Origin of the sequence: Bifidobacterium italicum (assembly GCF_002286915.1) — a bacterium.
GTDB classification, from domain to species: domain Bacteria; phylum Actinomycetota; class Actinomycetes; order Actinomycetales; family Bifidobacteriaceae; genus Bifidobacterium; species Bifidobacterium italicum.
Window position 1 is genome coordinate 194,628 of the sequence record NZ_MVOG01000005.1, and the last position, 17,681, is coordinate 212,308.

15 protein-coding genes are annotated in these 17,681 nt (G+C 62.9%); 11 read left to right on the forward strand and 4 right to left on the reverse strand.

Going from position 1 to position 17,681, the window contains the following annotated elements; all coding sequences use genetic code 11:
- Complete coding sequence (locus B1400_RS09455; RefSeq protein WP_133064587.1) at positions 1-423, reverse strand: hypothetical protein; 423 nt, start codon at positions 421-423, stop codon at positions 1-3.
- Between the two features lie 506 nt (positions 424-929).
- On the opposite strand from B1400_RS09455, the gene B1400_RS02315 reads away from it, so the two are divergent.
- From B1400_RS02315 to B1400_RS02325, 4 genes are all read left to right on the forward strand, one after another.
- A complete protein-coding gene (locus B1400_RS02315) occupies positions 930-2,303 on the forward strand; it encodes an MFS transporter (RefSeq protein WP_235607272.1) in 1,374 nt (457 codons plus the stop codon).
- Positions 2,304-2,349: 46 nt separating this feature from the next.
- Positions 2,350-2,541, forward strand: coding sequence for a hypothetical protein (locus B1400_RS09460; protein ID WP_101671378.1), 192 nt, complete (start codon positions 2,350-2,352; stop codon positions 2,539-2,541).
- A 175-nt stretch (positions 2,542-2,716) separates the two neighbouring features.
- A complete protein-coding gene (gene ilvC / locus B1400_RS02320; RefSeq protein ID WP_026644820.1) occupies positions 2,717-3,778 on the forward strand; it encodes a ketol-acid reductoisomerase in 1,062 nt (353 codons plus the stop codon).
- A gap of 578 nt (positions 3,779-4,356) precedes the next feature.
- Positions 4,357-5,658, forward strand: coding sequence for an MFS transporter (locus tag B1400_RS02325; RefSeq protein ID WP_095612847.1), 1,302 nt, complete (start codon positions 4,357-4,359; stop codon positions 5,656-5,658).
- 36 nt (positions 5,659-5,694) lie between these two features.
- Here the strand turns inward: B1400_RS02325 and B1400_RS02330 are convergent, their stop codons facing one another.
- Positions 5,695-6,867 carry an AAA family ATPase gene (locus B1400_RS02330; protein WP_095612848.1) on the reverse strand — a complete coding sequence of 391 codons (1,173 nt, stop codon included), beginning with the start codon at positions 6,865-6,867 and terminating at the stop codon, positions 5,695-5,697.
- Positions 6,868-7,134: 267 nt separating this feature from the next.
- Here B1400_RS02330 and B1400_RS02335 point away from each other — a divergent pair, with 267 nt between their 5' ends.
- From B1400_RS02335 to B1400_RS02350, 4 genes are all read left to right on the forward strand, one after another.
- Entirely contained in the window at positions 7,135-7,593 is a 459-nt protein-coding gene (locus B1400_RS02335; RefSeq protein ID WP_157909618.1) for a response regulator, read from the forward strand.
- Positions 7,560-7,817, forward strand: coding sequence for a helix-turn-helix domain-containing protein (locus B1400_RS02340; protein WP_095612850.1), 258 nt, complete (start codon positions 7,560-7,562; stop codon positions 7,815-7,817). Before B1400_RS02335 ends, B1400_RS02340 begins: the two co-directional genes overlap by 34 nt.
- Before the next feature lie 59 nt (positions 7,818-7,876).
- Positions 7,877-8,371: a hypothetical protein gene (locus tag B1400_RS02345; RefSeq protein ID WP_095612851.1), complete on the forward strand. Its 495-nt coding sequence runs from the start codon at positions 7,877-7,879 to the stop codon at positions 8,369-8,371.
- Positions 8,372-8,629: 258 nt separating this feature from the next.
- A complete protein-coding gene (locus B1400_RS02350) occupies positions 8,630-9,328 on the forward strand; it encodes a hypothetical protein (RefSeq protein ID WP_095612852.1) in 699 nt (232 codons plus the stop codon).
- 33 nt (positions 9,329-9,361) lie between these two features.
- On the opposite strand, the gene B1400_RS02355 is transcribed toward B1400_RS02350, so the two are convergent.
- Positions 9,362-11,107 (reverse strand): sialate O-acetylesterase family protein, encoded by a 1,746-nt coding sequence (locus tag B1400_RS02355; RefSeq protein WP_095612853.1) that lies wholly within the window; start codon positions 11,105-11,107, stop codon positions 9,362-9,364.
- 52 nt (positions 11,108-11,159) lie between these two features.
- The gene (locus tag B1400_RS02360) at positions 11,160-12,254 is read right to left on the reverse strand and encodes a GDSL-type esterase/lipase family protein (RefSeq protein ID WP_095612854.1); all 1,095 of its coding nucleotides are present in this window, start codon (positions 12,252-12,254) and stop codon (positions 11,160-11,162) included.
- A gap of 305 nt (positions 12,255-12,559) precedes the next feature.
- On the opposite strand from B1400_RS02360, the gene B1400_RS02365 reads away from it, so the two are divergent.
- From B1400_RS02365 to B1400_RS02375, 3 genes are all read left to right on the forward strand, one after another.
- Complete coding sequence (locus tag B1400_RS02365) at positions 12,560-13,942, forward strand: GH1 family beta-glucosidase (RefSeq protein WP_095612855.1); 1,383 nt, start codon at positions 12,560-12,562, stop codon at positions 13,940-13,942.
- 427 nt (positions 13,943-14,369) lie between these two features.
- Positions 14,370-15,752, forward strand: coding sequence for an ABC transporter substrate-binding protein (locus tag B1400_RS02370; protein WP_095612856.1), 1,383 nt, complete (start codon positions 14,370-14,372; stop codon positions 15,750-15,752).
- Between the two features lie 809 nt (positions 15,753-16,561).
- Positions 16,562-17,638, forward strand: coding sequence for a carbohydrate ABC transporter permease (locus tag B1400_RS02375; RefSeq protein WP_095612857.1), 1,077 nt, complete (start codon positions 16,562-16,564; stop codon positions 17,636-17,638).
- The last annotated feature ends 43 nt before the right edge of the window (positions 17,639-17,681 follow it).

Consider the following 17,681-nt stretch of genomic DNA (forward strand, 5'->3'; position numbering starts at 1 on the left):
TCAGCGCTTGCCGCGGCTGAAGTCACTGGGGGCGCACGTCGGCAGTGTGTAGGTGGCGGAAAACAGATTGTGATCATCGCTGATGGTGACTGTGCCGCCAATGCGCTCAAGCTGTTGTTGATGCCGTGCGAGCCCGGAGGAGCGCCCATATTGGTGTGATGACCCGGGCACCGTGTTTTTGGGCGTATCGGTGATGCGGAATACGACGTTGCCGCCCGCGGCGTACAGCGAGATTATATAGGGGTTGTCCTTCCTGCCAGGGGCTTCGAAGTGCCCCGCGATGCGTATGGCAACGCACGAATGGCGAAGAACCTGCGATTCGGCGCAAGGAGAGGGCGTGCGCATGCGTGCGTGACGCCGAGTGCTGAGGGAACTATGGGTAATGAGAGCAAGAACGGCAATGATCCTCGTCTGGGTGTTCATGAAGCTCGGCCAAGCGTGATGGCGGACCAGATTGCGAGTAATACGGCGACACAAGGAGCCATGGTGCGTGTGCGGCCCCGGTCGTGAGTGTCGATGATACCGTTGGGCGATACGGCTGGTTATGTTTGTGCACTGAGATCGGGAAAGTCGTATATTAGCCTGCTGTCCAAAGTCGTAAATCTCACTATATGGACACTGTGTCCGATTGGTCGCAAGGCGGGGAGTAGGTTCTAGCCCAACACGGCACCGCGGCAAGCGCGCGCCGTGCACAACAGTGCAAACGGATACGCGGAAAGGAGGCTCGCGATGAGTGAGACCATGGTCGCACGACTGCAGATCGTACGAATTATTATCTCGCCATCGGCGAGCTGATTCGTATATCTGAATCCAGCCCCGCCGATGGTGGCGGGGACGGATCGTGAACTACCTCGGGCCCCGCCATATGCGCGGGGTTTTTGCGTTTGCGCCCCAAGGCATGAATGCAGGCAAACTATCAGGAGGTTTTCATGACCGCAGCCGAAACAGAGGCGGAATCCGCCGCAGCCACTCTCGCCCGTCCGGCGTCGCGCGCAGCGCGCTCGTCGGTGGGCACGATCATCGCCGCATCCATGGTGGGCACGACGATTGAATTCTACGATTTCTACGCGTACGGCACGGCCGCCGCGAACTACTTTCCGCGCGTGTTCTTCTCCGACCGGACGAACCCGACCGTCGCGCTGCTGCTCTCGCTCGTCACGTTCGCCGTCGCGTTCCTCGCGCGCCCGGTCGGCTCGTTGATCTTCGGGCATTTCGGCGACTCGATCGGACGCAAGGCGACGCTCGTCGTCTCGCTGATGACGATGGGCGTGGCCACGTTCCTCATCGGCTGCCTGCCAGGATATGACATGTGGGGCGTATGGGCGGTGATCATGCTGTGCGTGTGCCGCTTCGTGCAGGGCATCGGTCTCGGCGGCGAATGGTCCGGCGCCGCGCTCGTGGCCACCGAGAACGCACCTGCCGACAAGCGCGCGCTCTATGGTTCGTTCCCCGAACTCGGCGCGCCGATCGGCTTCTTCCTGTGCAACGGCACCTACGTGGTGCTTGAGATGTTCAACGATGACGCGGCGATGCTCGCATGGGGATGGCGCGTGCCGTTCCTGCTGTCGTCGCTGCTGGTGGTCGTGGGACTGCTCGTGCGTGTCCATATGGAGGAGACGCCGGCGTTCCGCGCCGCGCAGCAAAGCCAGCGCGTCGTCAAGGCTCCGGCCGTCGAGGTGTTCCGTACGAGCTGGCGGCAGGTGCTGCAGGCGACCTTCCTTGTCGCCGTCACCTACACGCTGTTCTACACACTCGCCACATGGTCGCTTGCATGGGCCACGAAAACGGAAGCGCAGGGCGGTGGCGGCCTTGGTTTCTCCACGCAGGAGTACATGACGATGCTGATGGCCTCGGTATGCGTGTTCGCCGTGTTCATCGTGCTTTCATGCGTGTTCGCGGATCGTCTGGGGCGTCGCCGTGTGATCATCGGGTCGTCGGTCGCGCTGGTCGTGTTCGCGGCGGTGTTCCCACTGCTGATGAACAAAGCCGTCGTCGGTGTGCACAACACGGCTGCCGCGATGCTGTTCCTGTGCCTTGGATTTGCGTTGATGGGCATCGCGTTCGGGCCGATCGGCGCGCTGCTGCCTGAGCTGTTCAGCGTCAATGTGCGCTACACCGGATCCGGTATCGGCTACAATCTCGCGGCGATCGTCGGCGCGGCGTTCGTGCCGTCGGTGGCCACATGGCTCTCGTCGCATTGGGGCGTCGGCTCGGTTGGTCTGTATCTGGGCGTCATGGCGTTGGGCTGCCTTGCGGCGATCCTGACATGCCATGAGACCAAGGACGTGGATTACATGCGGTGACTCGCGGGTGATCCGTCAATGAGCGATGCGTCAGGTAAGGAGAGGCTTGGCGGCGCCGCAGGCCGCACAGAAGAACAAGACGTCCATTATATGGACGAAACATATTGCTGATTTCCGGCAAGCGATGGTGGATTGGCGCTATTTTCCAGAAGAAACCGCGCGTATTCCAAAACGAGACGCCAACGGTATCCAAAAGATGGACTTGGCAAGGAGACGCTTGCGGATTTCGGTAATATGAGGACTCAGTTTTGGAGACAAAATCTCCGACACGGCGGGAAGCCTGCCTACGTGGATCGGCCGTTCCGGACCATGGGACGCGCGGTTCATGAATCAGGCACAAGAACAACATAGGCGTCGCGGACCACTACAATGCCCGCGGTGCGCAGCAAAAGACAACAAAGGAGTGTGCCAATATGGCAGCACAGATCTGGTACGAAGACGACGGCGATCTCTCGGTGCTCGACGGCAAGAAGGTCGCGATCATCGGTTACGGCTCGCAGGGCCACGCTCACGCGCTCAACCTGCGTGATTCCGGTGTGGACGTCGTCGTCGGCCTGCGCCCGAACTCGAAGTCCGTACAGTTCGCGAAGGACCAAGGCCTTGAGGTCAAGAGCGTTCCGGAGGCTGCCGCGGAGGCCGACGTCATCATGATCCTGGCTCCCGACCAGTATCAGAAGGCCATCTGGGACAACGACATCGAGCCGAACATCAAGGAAGGCGCCGCACTGGCCTTCGCGCACGGCTTCAACATCAACTACGGCTACATCAAGCCGTCCGAGGACCATCCGGTCTTCATGGTCGCGCCGAAGGGCCCGGGCCACATCGTCCGCCGTGAGTACGCGGCCGGCCGCGGCGTCCCGGTAGTGACCGCCGTCGAGCAGGATCCGCGCGGCGACGGCTGGGATCTCGCCCTCGCCTACGCCAAGGCACTCGGCGCGCTGCGCGCCGGCGCCATCAAGACGACCTTCAAGGAGGAGACCGAGACCGATCTCTTCGGCGAGCAGAACGTGCTCCTCGGCGGCGTCAACAAGCTCGTCGAGATGGGCTTCGAGGTTCTCACCGACGCCGGCTACCAGCCGGAGATCGCCTACTTCGAGGTCTGCCACGAGCTCAAGATGATCGTCGACCTGATGAACGAAGGCGGCCTGAACAAGGATCGTTGGTCCTGCTCCGACACCGCCCAGTACGGCGACTACGTCAACACCGTCATCGACGAGCATGCCCGTGAGCGCATGGAGTACCACCTCAAGCGCATCCAGGACGGCTCCTTCGCGAAGGAGTTCATGGACGATCAGGCTGCCGGCGCCCCGAAGTTCAAGCAGCTCCAGGAGGAGTACTCGAACGTCCGCATCGAAGAGGTCGGCCCGAAGCTGCGCGCGATGTTCTCCTGGAACAACGAGGCCGCGAAGGACGCCGACGAGGCCAACTCCTTCACCGGCAAGATCGCCCGCGCCCAGGTTCAGGACGCTGAGTGATTGAATCGGCCGGCGCGGTGACGCCCGGCCGAATCGCACCGCTACGACGGGGCGCAGTCCATCACGAACTGCGCCCCGTTTTTGTCGTCTGCGTCCCGACTCGTCAGCTAGGTCGACGAAGCGGGGCGCGAACGGGTGCCTTTGCGGGTGACTTCGTCGGCCAAGCCGACGAACCGGGACGCAAGCGGGCGCGTTCACGGGTGGAAACATCGGCTTCAGTCGACGGATCGGACCGCAGCGGGTGGCTTCGTCGGCCATGTCGACGGATCGGGACGCGAACAGGCGCGTTGGCGGGTGGCTTCGTCGACCCGGGTCGACGGATCGGGACGGTTGGTGATACGCTGACGTGGTATGTGTGGAATTGCAATGATGTCGATGATCGCGTGGGATATCTGACCGCGCGTCAACGCAGATCCTCTTGAATTCAATCGAATTTCATACCACCATCGCGTGGAAGGTCGCTATTGGCGGTCGTTCGGCATGCCCGCATCCACCATCCGGAACAGGGTGGGATAGTTAAGCCATATATGGGCCGAACGGCCGTATGCCTTCTTGCGCGAACAAGCGAAGGAGACATCATGCACAATCATACGAAGCCATATCCGGACGCAATCGGCGCCCCACCCAGCTGGCGTCTGCCGGTCGCGCTGCTGCTCACTGGGCAGGCGCTCTCGCTGATCGGCTCGAGCATCGTGCAATACGCGGTGTTCTGGTATCTCGTCATGCAGACCGACTCCGGCGTCACGATGACGGTCGCGATGCTGTGCGCATGCGTACCGCAGGCAATCGTCTCGCTGTTCGGCGGCGCATGGGCGGACCGTTGGAACAAGAAGGCGCTCATCATACTGCCCGACGCGCTGATCGCCGCCGTCACCGTCGTATTGTCCGTCGCGATCGCGCGCGGCGCCGCGGACCTTGCGCTGTTCTTCGTCGTGCTCGCGATCCGTTCGGCCGGCGCAGGCGTGCAGACGCCGGCCGTGCAGTCGTTCATTCCGCAGATCACGCCGGAGGAGAAGCTGCTGCGCGTGAACTCGATCAACGGCACGATCCAGTCGGTGAACCTGATCGCGGCGCCGGCGGTCGCCGCCGTGCTCATCAATGTGATGCCGCTGTGGGCGATCCTGTATGTCGATGTGATGACGGCAGTGGTGGGCATCGCGTTCGTCGCGCTGATCCGCGTGGTGCGTGTGCGCGGGGACGAAGCGGGCGCCACAGCCGCCGTCTCCGTGTTCGCCGACATGCGCATCGGCCTGCGGTATGCGTGGCGTTACCCGCGCATCCGCAGTGTGCTCATCGCGTATGCGTTCGTCTGTTTCATCAACATCGCGCCGATGAATCTCACATTGATCTTGATGAACCGTGGATTCGACGGGCAGCGGCTCGATCTCGGCTTCACCGTGCTCTCGACGGCCGCGGACAAGCTTGCGGCGAACGAAATGGCGTGGAGCATCGGCATGGTCGTCGGCGGCGCGCTGCTCGCGACCGTCGGCGCACGCGTCCTGCGCAACAACATGGTGCTGCTGGCGTGCGCGTTCATCGGCATGGGCGTGTGCACGGCGGGGCTTGGGTTGTCGTCGACGCTGCTGGTGTATCTGTGCGTCGATTTCCTTGTGGGATTGTGCACGTCGCTCGGTTCGTCGCCGACGTTCACGTTGCTGCAGCAGGAGAGCATGCCGGACATGCGCGGCCGTGTCTTCGGGCTGCTCACGACGTTCTCCGGATTCGGCACGCCGCTTGGCATGCTCGTCTTCGGCCCGCTCGCCGACGTCATCGACGTGCGCGTGATCTTCATCGTGGGCGGCGTGCTGACGATTCCGTTCGGCGTGTGGCTGCTGCGTGTCGATAGAAGATGGAAGGCGTCTCCGTCGCAGGATTCATGACAAACGATGGCGGGGAACTTCGAGCCGGAGACCGTTCTAGCCGAGAAAGCCGCCGGAGTCCTCGATGTTGCGCGACATCTGGTACATCGCCGCATGGGATTGCAGGAATTCACGCAGATACGGCATTTTGAAATCGACTTTGCCGTAATCAGTGGCGATGATGTAATCCTCGCGAATGAGTCGGTTTCGGTACACGTTGGCGTACTGAGGCGACTTCCCGAGTCGTTTTGCAATATCGCCGGTATTGGATGGCCCTTCGTCCATCGCCATGGCGAGCAGATAGTCTCTGGCGATGGCGGAAAGGTGGGCGACTGCAGGAGCGTTGACGAGATTGCCGAGTTTATCCTTTGCCTTGGCAATGCCGGATTCGCAGTCCTCCAACGAAATGAAATCGTCATGACCGTTCACCACGGATTGGCGCCAGGTCCAATATCCCACCAGTTGGATCATGAATGGATAACCGTGTGTGGCCCGAGCCAATTTGTTCAGCACATCATAGCTGGCGTTTTTACCGCCTGCGGACAGCGTCTTTTCGAAGGCCTCCCAAACGTCCTCGATGGGCACGTCCTGCAACTGGTATCGTTCCGCCCTCCTGAGGAATGTGAGCACGCTGTCGTTCACTACGTCATCCACCATATGGGGGACGCCGGCGAAGATCACGGCGATGTTGCGCTTCTCCTCGATCAGATGCTGGATTGCTGTGGCGAACGACCGCAGTTGCGGTAAAGGCGTGCCTTCGCCCACCTCATCCAAAGTGATCAGTACACCCTGTCTTGACTCATCCATGCTGTCCAAAACATGTCCGATGGTCTGCCTGAGATCGGTCGATCCCTGACTATGTTCGAACTGCATGCCACCGAGTCCGATGTTTGCCTTCATTCCGGGCAGCGAGGATTCAATCGCAACCGAAGGCAGGGTATAGGAGGTGATATGCGTTTTCTGTCCGGTATGCAGCAGCTTGATGATTTCCTGCAGGAAATCACCTGCAGCTGTGGCGTTCACTACTTTCCACTGCAGGTTTCTGGCGATGTCGCTCAGCGCATTCAGCATGACGGTCTTTCCGACACCGCGAGCACCTGTGATGAATGAGAGACGACCCGGGGCACCCGAACCGTCGTCGATGGCGAATTGGAAATCCTCGATGTACTGCTTGCGCCCCACCAGAACGGGTGGTTCACTGCCCGCTGTCGGCTTGAACGGATTCGGCATGCGACACCTCCTGCCTTCGGATCCCTTCAATGAAGTTATAACAAGTATAACAAGTATAAAAAAGTATAACAGCGTGTGATTGAGACAAGGGGCGCCGCCGCGTCGTCCGCCACGGCTGCGTGATTCGTCCACGGTCTCGGCGGATTCGGTGGGTCTGTCACGAGATTCGTGACAGGTGATGGCGGGGGACGATACGTGTGCGTTGTCGTCGATGATACGAACGGCATCATCGGGATGCCGCCGTCGGTGTGGGCGAAGGAGCTGGCGATGGACGGAGAGCGGCGTGGGAAGTCGTGTGTGACGCGCATCGGCGTCATCGACAACGATGTGTGGAGTTGCCGTGCCATCGCGACGTGGGTGGCCGGACTTTCGGGATTCGTCGTTGATTGGTGTGCGGTCAAGGCGTCTGAAGGGTTGTATCGAGCATTGTATGGGACCACCGCTCCTGATGTCGTGCTGGTTGATATGGCATTGGGCGGCGTGAGCGGCGTCGAGGTGTGCCGCAGGATTCGGGAACGATCCGATTCGATTGCGCTCATCGGCATGACGGCCTATGACGTGGCGAAATACCGGGAAGACCTTATCGGGGCAGGCGTACAGGGACTTGTGGGCAAGGAACGACTGCAGCAGGATCTGCCGGTACTGCTGCAACGGCTCGCGGATCGGCGGTCCGGCGCCGTCGCCGGCGATGGATGCACGACGCCGAAGGCGCGCATCGCATCGTAGAAGACAAGCCGATTGGTCGCGCCGGCGCACTGACGGTTCTGAACAGGCAGAAGCTGTCGGTGCTTCGGCTGTATGACCGTGGGTTCTCCACTGATGAGATCGCTCGGCGTTTGGGTGTCTCGACGGACTCGGTCTCCACGTATCTGCGCAGGGCCGGGCAGAAGCTGGGCGCCAGCGGGCGCGTCGAGATTCTTCGCAAGGGCAAGGCCTACGACCTGTTGTAGTCGCTTGCCGTGATTGCCCACAGATGGCGGCCAATAGGGAATTAAGGAGGTGGTCGAGCATGGACTGGCTGCGGCGGATATGGAAGACGCAGGATGCTGCGGCGCCCGTATATCCGGCTGCTCGTGTGGCCGTTGCCGTGGTGATGACCGCATTGACGATGGATATGCTGATGGGTGCCGGACAGACGCCGCTGCTGATCGTCGTCGCCGTGGCGGAATGGCTGGCGGCTCTGGTCTATGTGATCATGCCGGTCATAGGTTCGGCGGCCGCCTTGGCGTTGTGGGTGGCCGCACCCATGCTGCCGATGATGGACGATCATGCTCGGTCCGTGATCGGGGCATGGCCGCTGCTGGCGATCGTGCTGCTGGGTATGGTCTGGGCATTGCTGCTGGGCATGCGGCATTGGCGGTATGCTTTGGTTCGGTCTGCGCTTGCGCGGGCAGGGCCGCCACGACGGCGGAACCGTCGTTGCGCAGGCTCGATATCGCCAAGCTGGTGCATGGGCATGAACGCAAGCTTGAGGCACTTGGATTCCGCGGCGTCGTGCTCGTGAATGCCGATTGCGCGACATTGGCGATGGACGCCGAGGTGGCGGCCGTGGTCACTGGGTTGATCAACGAACTGTTCGGCAATGTGCTGAAATACGCCGATTCATCCCGAGGCTATTCGTTCACCTGCGGCATGGACGGTTCGCGGCTGTGCGTGGAGCTGTGCGATGCCCCGGGCGGGTCGGCCGAGCTGGTGATGGTCCGATCCCGGTGCAGGGTTGGCGCATTATGCACGGGAGCTCCGGCTGCGTGGAGGAGACCTCATGTTGTGCGATGACGGCGGAATCTGGTCGGTGGTCGCGCGGGTTCCTCTGGGGCCGCATGCGACGGATGACTGCGACGCCACTGGGTCGAATCGGGATCTCTACTATGCCGCGCTGGCCATCTGGGCTGCGCTCATATCGTTGATGTTCGGCGTGTTGCCATTGATTCCCTCCGAGAATGCCTTGACGGCGACGGTGCTGCTGATGTACGTCGCCGGTCCTGTCGCGAGCATCGTCTTCGGCATGCTTGGCGTGCTGCGTTCATGGAGGGCTGCGGGACTGTTGTCCCTCATTGCGATCGTCGGCAGCGCGCTGGGAGGCATTGCCATGACGGTGGGCGACTGGAACTGGTCGCACCCCGATTCGCATGCGTGGTGGGCGCTCCGCGCATCGGCGTTGTACGGATGCGCGATGGGCGCGGTTCCGGCCCTGCTCGGTATCGGCATCGGAGCCGTTGTGCGATGGGTCATGCGGATGGTGCGTGCGGCGCGATGGACGGCAGGCGGCAGGCGGCGCATGGCGATCGTGGCGGCGGCCGTGGCGTGGAGCGTGTTCGTCGTCGCCGTGATCCTCATCGTCGCATTGGCCATTCCCGCCAGTGCGACACCGCTGCCATGGACCTATCCGGTATTGCCGGTGACGCTGATGCTTGCCTGCGGCTGCACCGCGCTTGTCCCGATGGCCGCACATGACCATTGATCGTCGTCGCCGACCGTCGCATGTCGCTCGGTCCTACTCCGCGTACGGGAACGCCGGCAGACCGCCGTCGTTGAAAAGCGGTGCCGGACCCCAGCTGCGCCACGCGTAGCGCACGGCGGTCGGCGCGGACACCTGCGGCGACGAGACGCGCACCTTCATATGCTCGCCGTCGGCCGCGTCGATACCGCTGCACTCGAGGATCCGCGCGTCCGCGTCCACATAGACGCCGTCCTTGCCGGTGATCTCGAAGCCCGAGGTCCCGGCCGCACGCGCGTCGGTCTCGTCGACGGCGTCGCGCACCGTGTCCGGCGTCGTGCCGCGCCAATGCAGTCCATGCGCATGGTCGAACATGACGTCGATCGCCTCGCCGGCGATGGACGTGTGCACGACGCGCGGGCTCTCGGCGGCCACATCGTCGTGCCCATAGACGGTGCGCAGCGCGAGATCCGCGATGCGCACGCCGACCGTGCGTTTGTCGAGCGGGTGGATGTTGTCGAATTCACCGCAGTCCATCGTGCAGACGAGTTCCACATCGTCGAGTGATTCGCTCGCGTCATACTGCGCGGCGCGGATGACCGGCCACCGGCGCGGGTCCTCGCCGCGCGCCGCGACCTGGCCGTCGATCCATTGCGGCAGCTGCACGATCAGGAACGGCAACGTGCGCGCATTGGGCTGGTAGCCGATCGTCGGCTCGTCGTAGCCGTCGAGATTCCACAATGTGCGCCATTCGTCGATGAGCAGGCCGAGCAGCTCCCGGTAGGAGTCGCACTGCTGCTCGTCCTCCTCGCCTTGGTACCACAGGAATCCGCGGACCGTGTACGGCGCGACGCGTCTGACCATGCCCTCGAACGGCGCGCCGACGCGTCGTTCCGAGAACGGCGTGACCGGCGGCGGCCACGGGCACGGGCCGAGCACGGCGTCGATCTGCGGCTGCGTGATGCCCGGATGGGAGTCCTTCATCGCGGCGACGTCGTTGTTCCAACGGTCGAATGTGCGCTGCCACGCATCGGCCTCGGCGCGCATCTGCCCGTCGGTCTTGCCGGCGACCGCCCGTTCGTAGCGCTCGACGTACGGGCGTCCGGCCGCCGAACCGTTCAATGTGGCCTTGCTCATCCAGCAGGAGATCGACGTGCCGCCGATATAGCAGTCGATGACGCCGACGGCGACGTTCTCGCCGAGCCGTTCGCGCAGCCGGCGTCCGAAGTGGTACCCGATGGCGGACATATGCGCGACTTCAGGCGCGACGGCGGTGCACCATGCGCTGTCGGCCTCCGCCGTCTCGTCGACCGCGCCGACCTTCGGTGTGTTGTAGAAGTGCAGCAGCGGGTCGTCGGCGGCCGCGATGACGTCGACGCCGTGCTCGCTCGTATGCAGTTCGAGTTCGATGTTGCTTTGGCCGCCGGCGAGCCAGACTTCGCCGATGAAGACGTCCGTATAGCAGAGCATGTCGTCGTCGGCACGCACGTCGAGCGTATACGGGCCACCGGCCGGCAGCGGCGGCAGCAGCGCCGTCCAGGATTCCTCGTCGCGCGGGGCCTGCGACGCGCTCTGCGCGACGATGACGCCGTCGTCCGCCGTCAGTCGCACGGCGACTTCGACATCGCGCGGCGCCGAGCCGAACACGGCGATCGGCATGCCGCGCTGCAGCACCATATGGTCGGCGAAGACGGCGGCAACGCGCAGCGAGCCGCTGCGCGTGCGGTCCGTCGCGCCCGGCGCATGCGCCCCGCCGCTCGTGACTCCGCTGGCCCCCGGCGCGATTCCGGTCACTGTGACCATGCTGTTGCTCCTCCGATCCCTGATCCCGATAATGCCGACATGCCGGCGCGCGTCACCGCTCCCACAGTTCCGCGCCGAACGACTCGAGGTATGCGCACAGTTCATGCGCCATCTCCTCGTCCTCGGCGATGCGCGGATGCCCCGGCGTGCCGCTGCCGGCACGCGCATATCCGAAATAGCTGACACATGGGTCGCCGACCGCGTCGACGGCCTCGCGGATCGCGCGGTCCCACTGCGCGCTGTGTTCGAGCACCGTCGTCGTGCAGACGATGCGCGCCTCGGGATAACGCGCGCGCAATGCGCGGATGAAGTCGGCGTAGCGTGCGCGCCAATGCGCGGCCGTCGCGCCGTCGTAGTCATCGGCCATGAAATCGTCCGGATGGGAGTCGTTCTGCCCGAGCGCGATGACGACGACCTGCGGATCGTAGTCATCGAAGTCCCACATGCTCGTCGCGCCGAGCGCCGGGTTGTAGCGCACGCGGTCCCAGATGCTTTCCATGCCTTCGTAGTTCGGCGCGTCGAACCACCCGATGCCGTCGAGCAGCGGCGCGCCGCCTTGCGCGATGATGCGCAGCTCGGCGCCAAGAGCGCGCGCGGCGATGGCGCCGTATGAATACCATGCGTTGCTGTACGACGACAAGTCGACGTCCGGATCGGCTTTGCCGGTGTAGAGCACGGCCTCGTTGCGCTCCCCGCAGCTGACCGAATCGCCGTAGATCTCGATGCGCCGTCCGCTCGGGGCGTCGAGCGGCGCCATGATCTGCGCGTCGTCGTCGATGCCGACGCCGACGAACTCCATATAGTGCATGCCGCCGTCCTGACGTTTGAAGACGACCGCCCGATGCTCGATGTCCGGCAGATGGTCGGCGATGCGCAGCGTCAGCACGCCCTCGTCCTCGTCGGCGTAGGGCGGCAGCTGCGGCTCCGCAGGCGACGGCACGCGCACGCTGTACTGTGTGTCGTCGATGATGACGCCGAGGCGGATGTTGCCGTAGTTCCAGTGATTGCGCAGCCGCACGCTCAGTGTGGTGCCGGTGAAACGGAATCGCGCCTGCGTGTACGGGAACACCCACAGCCGGCCATCCTCGGTCTCTTCGATGCGACCCTGGTGCTGAAACGCTTGATTCGTCTGTGCGATGAGGTGCATGACACTCCTTCGTATGCATAGTCCCGACGAGGCGCCGCCGCTGCGTGGCGCCGGCGTCACGTCTTGTTGTCCGCTGTGTTCCGATGATAATCGCGGTGCCGACCGCGACATGCTGAAGCGCTCAAGTTTCTCTGCGCCTCCGATTATATATTGATACACTTATCAGCAACGTGGAATGCCGACGGTGGCGTTCGCGTTTTGCCGAAAGCGCAGGGCGCCGCCCCGGAGGAAGCGGGCGACGTCCACACCATTGGGCCGGTCGACGCGGACTGCATCGACCGCATGCCAACGAAAGGACGGCAGATATGGCGGAGCGGTTCCCGGAGGGATTCCTGTTCGGTACGGCGACGGCGGCGTACCAGATCGAAGGCGCGGCGGACGAGGACGGCCGCACGCCGTCGATCTGGGACACCTTCTCCCATACCGGACACACGTTGAACGGCGATACCGGCGACGTCGCCGACGATTTCTACCACCGCTGGGAGGACGACCTCAAGCTGCTGCGCGATCTCGGCGTCAACGCCTACCGTTTCTCGATCGGCATCCCGCGCGTCATCCCGACGCCGGATGGCAAGCCGAATGAGAAGGGGCTCGACTTCTATGAGAAGATCGTCGACCGCCTGCTCGAATACGGAATCAAGCCGATCGTGACGCTCTACCACTGGGACCTGCCGCAGTACATGGCCTCCGAGGACGGCCGCGAGGGCGGCTGGCTCGAACGTGACACCGCATACAGGATCGCCGATTACGCCGGCATCGTCGCCAAGCGCCTCGGGGACCGCGTGCACACCTACACGACGCTCAACGAGCCGTGGTGCGCGACCTACCTGAGCTACGGCGGCACCGAACAGGCGCCGGGGCTCGGCGCCGGTCCGCTCGCGTTCCGCACCGTGCATCACATCAACCTTGCGCACGGACTGATGTGCCAGGCCGTGCGCGCCGAGGCGGGCGGCAGGCCGGAGCTGTCCGTCACCTGCAATCTGCAGGTCTGCCGCGGCGACGCCGACGCTGTGCACCGTCTCGACCTCATCGCCAACCGCGCGTTCCTCGATCCGATGCTGCGCGGCCGCTACCCGCAGGAGCTTTTCGCGATCACGAAGGGCATCTGCGACTGGGACTTCATCCGCGACGGCGACCTCAAGCTCATCAACCAGCCGATCGACGTGCTCGGCCTCAACTACTATTCGACGAACCTCGTCACGATGAGCGATCGTCCGCAGTTCCCGCAGAGCACGGCGGCGTCGACGGCGCCGGGCGCGAGCGACATCGACTGGCTGCCCACCGCCGGCCCGCACACCGAGATGGGCTGGAACATCGACCCGAATGCGCTGTACGACACGCTCGTGCGTCTCAACGACGACTATCCCGGCATGCCGCTCGTCGTCACCGAGAACGGCATGGCATGCCCGGATCGGGTCGAGGTCGGCCCCGACGGAGTCAAGATGGTGCATGACGCCGAACGCATCGACTATCTGCGCCGCCATCTGGACGCCGCCTACCGTGCGATCCAGGAGGGCACCGATGTGCGCGGCTACTTCGCATGGTCGCTGATGGACAACTTCGAGTGGGCCTTCGGTTACAGCAAGCGCTTCGGCCTGACCTACGTGGACTACGGGACGCAGGAGCGCATCCGCAAGGACAGCTTCATGTGGTACCGCGACTTCATCGCCGAGCACAGCGCGCGCTGAGCGCCGTCGGACGATCACGGCACGGGAGGGCGCCGACCCATATGGGTCGGCGCCCTCCCGTTGTGTTGTGTGTCGGAAACATGCGGGGAGACACGCCGGAGCTATGAAGCGCTTAATGGCTGAAAGCGTTGCAGGTGCCGTTGTGAGGCGGCATGACATCGAGACGTATGGAAGGTTTGTGCAACGGTAAAACATTGGAAACATTGGAAAATCTGAACGCTTTATGACAACGCTGGCAAGAGGCGGTCATTATGCTGACGGCCGATGGTGGCGACTGAGTTACTTAAGCGCTTGACAAGCTGGAAAAAGTCGGTTATATTGATTTCATCGTTCACCTCAGGCAGGCAGAGAAGCCGAGAGGTGGCCCAAGCTCATTGCTGAGCTGGACGTCGGCGACGACGCCCAAGAGACCAGGAAGGACACAAGAATGAACGTCAAGAAGATCGCGGCGGCCGGTATCGCGGCGGCGTGCCTCGTCAGCGTCGCGGCGTGCGGCGGCAACAACGGAGGCTCCGCGGAGAGCAACAACAAGGCCGGCATCACCTATCCGGAGATCAAGCTCGGCGAAACCGACAAGGACCTCAAGGCGGAGATCACGTTCTTCAACGGGCGCACCGACATGGGCCTCGCGGATTATCCGGGCAAGAACTGGGAGTCCTATATGAAGGACTTCAACGCGATGTACCCGAACATCAAGGTCAAGGTGCAGACCGATTCGAACTACGCGGATTCCGCGCTCACCCGCCTGCAGGCGAACAACGACTCGTGGGACGTCATGATGATCCCGGCGGTCGATCGCTCCGAGTTCTCGAACTACTTCGTGTCCTACGGCAAGACCGAGGACATGGACAAGGAGATCAAGCTCGCGAACGAGAAGGCCTATGACGGCCAGACCTACGGCATCGCGACCGACGGCCAGACCTCGGGCATCGTCTACAACGCCAGGGTCTTCGAGGAGGCCGGCATCAAGGAGCTGCCGAAGACCCCGGAGGAGTTCCAGGCCGATCTCAAGCTCATCAAGGAGAAGACGAAGGCGATCCCGCTGTACACGAACTTCGCCGAGGACTGGGCGATGGGCGCCTGGGACGCCTACATCGGCGGCAACGCGACCGGCGATCCGAAGTTCATGAACCAGGTCATGCCGCATGACAAGACCCCGTTCGCGAAGGACGACAAGGCCCCCGACACCCATCCGTACGCCGTCTACAAGACGCTGTACGACGCGGTCGCCAACGGCTGCACCGAAGAGGATTACTCGACGACCGATTGGGAATCGTCGAAGGGCAAGATCAACAACGGCGAGATCGCGACGATGGTGCTCGGCGCCTGGGCGGTGCCGCAGATGAAGCAGGCCGGCGACCATCCGGACGACGTGCAGTACATGCCGTTCCCGATCACCATCGACGGCAAGCAGTACGCGACGCTCGCGGGCAACTACTCGATGGGCATCAACAAGAACTCCGACGCCGACCGTCAGAAGGCCGCGATGATCTTCGTCAAGTGGATGACCGAGAAGTCGGGCTACGCGAAGAACGAGGGCGGCATCCCGATCGTCAAGGACGATGACTCCTACCCGGACACCTACGAGCACTTCAAGGACGTCGAGCTGATCGTCGACGACCCGGCGAAGGAAGGCGAGGAGGACCTCTTCGCCGACATCAACTCGGATTCCGAGCTCGGCATCAACAACGGCAACGGCAAGAAGATCCAGGACATCGTCGTCGACGCCGCGAACAAGACGAAGACGATCGACCAGATCATGGGCGAGTGGGATCAGAAGTGGGGCGCGGCTGTCGAATCCGAGAGCTGATCCGATGAGCGTCGGCGTCCTGAGCGGACGCTGACGCTCCGAACCCTTGTGCACGCCACACCTCCTTTCCCTTTCTTTCCTCGATGAGGGCCGGAACGGCAACGTTCCGGCCCTCATCGTCGTTATAGGGCAACGGTGCGCGCGTCCCGGGGAATCCTGCGGGCGGCCCGGACCGATGGAGGCGACCGGCACATGATGTGCCCCGGAATCGCGCTATGGGCGCCGACCGGCGCATGGGGGGGCGCCGTGCCACTTCGGTCCACATCGGGCGAGTCGCGGATGTGCGGAAATTCGCCATCGGGAGAATGGTGTGATTATGCGCTTAAGTTCTACGTTGCGGGTGGGCCGTCGATGCGTTTGGGTGCTGCAATCGTTGGAAAATCAAGGAAAGTTGGTTGTGGCACATCGGCGCTGCCGTCGAAGAGATGCGCTGAATCGCACAGCTTATTGAGTGAAGATCGGCGGAGGGGGTTCTGACGGCCGTCGCAGGGCTGGTGCTTGCCGCAGCGACGCGATCAGTCGGCGGGCATGCCTGTAAACCCTTGGAACGGTAAGGGAAAGTAGTACTCGGCCGTGCTGTGTCGCAGGCGGGGGAGCCGGAGCGGGGACAGAGGCGCCTTCCGTCGTGCGACACGACGCAACTTAAGCGCTTGACAAACTGGAAACACACGGTTATATTGAGTGTCATCACTTATCACAGGCAGGCAGAGAAGCCTGAGGTGGGTATTCCGAAAGGCTCATTGCTGAGTCGGGAGGAAACGCGGGCGCCCCGGCGCCGGCGGAAGGATAAGGAAGGAACAGAGACCATCATGACTACCACACAGCCGAACGTAGCGGTCGCGGAGCGGTCCGCCGCGGACATCCCGTTCAACAAGCATCGCAGGGATTGGAAGAAGACGGGCATCATCGTCCTCTTCTGCTTCCTGCCGGTCGCGCTCCTCGTCGTCTTCACGTATCTGCCGTTCTTCCAGATGTGCGGATACAGCTTCTACAAGATGAAGTACATCGGCACGCCGAAGTACATCGGTGTGAAGAACTACGTCGACATCTTCACCCGCCCCGACCTGCTCGCCACGCTCAAGCTTTCGCTCTACTACATGGTCGGTGCGCTCATCCAGGTGGCCCTCGCGCTGTATCTGGCCACGGTCCTCGCGTTCAAGGTCAAGGGCGGCGCGTTCTTCAAGGGAGCGCTGTTCTTCCCCTACCTGATCAACGGCATCGCGATCGGCTTCATCTTCAAGTTCTTCTACACCCGCGGCTACGTGCTCGATTCGGTGCTCCAGTGGTGCGGATTCGACCTCAACAACCTGCCGTACTGGCTGCGTGACCAGAAGGTCAACAACTGGTCGCTCGTCGCATCCTCGGTCTGGAGGTATCTGGGCCAGACGATGATCCTGTTCATCGGCGCGATCATGTCGATTGACGGATCCCTCTACGAGGCCGCGGAGATCGACGGCGCGAACAAGTGGCAGCAGTTCAAGCACATCATCCTGCCGGGCATCCAGACGATCCTCGTCCTGAACATCATCCTGTCGATCACCGGTTCGCTCTCCGCCTTCGAGGCGCCGTACGTCATCACTTCCGGCGCGAACGGCACCGGCACCTTCTTCGTCCAGATGGACAAGATCGCGCACTCCGATCAGAAGGTGGGTCTCGCCTCCGCGATGGCCGTGGTCCTGCTCATCATCATCATGATCTGCGCGCTGCTGCAGAAGATCGTCATGGGCTGGCTGTTCCGCGACGCGGACGACGGCACCGCCAAGGCCCGCAAGCATGCGCAGAAGGTCGAGAAGCAGCGCAAGAAGGCGCTGCGCCAGGCCAACAAGGTCAAGGCCGGCAACGCCCCGCTCTTCAGGAACGGAGCCAACAAGGAAGCCGAGGCGTGAGCACGATGTCAAGCGAAACGATCACCCCGGATATGCAAACGAA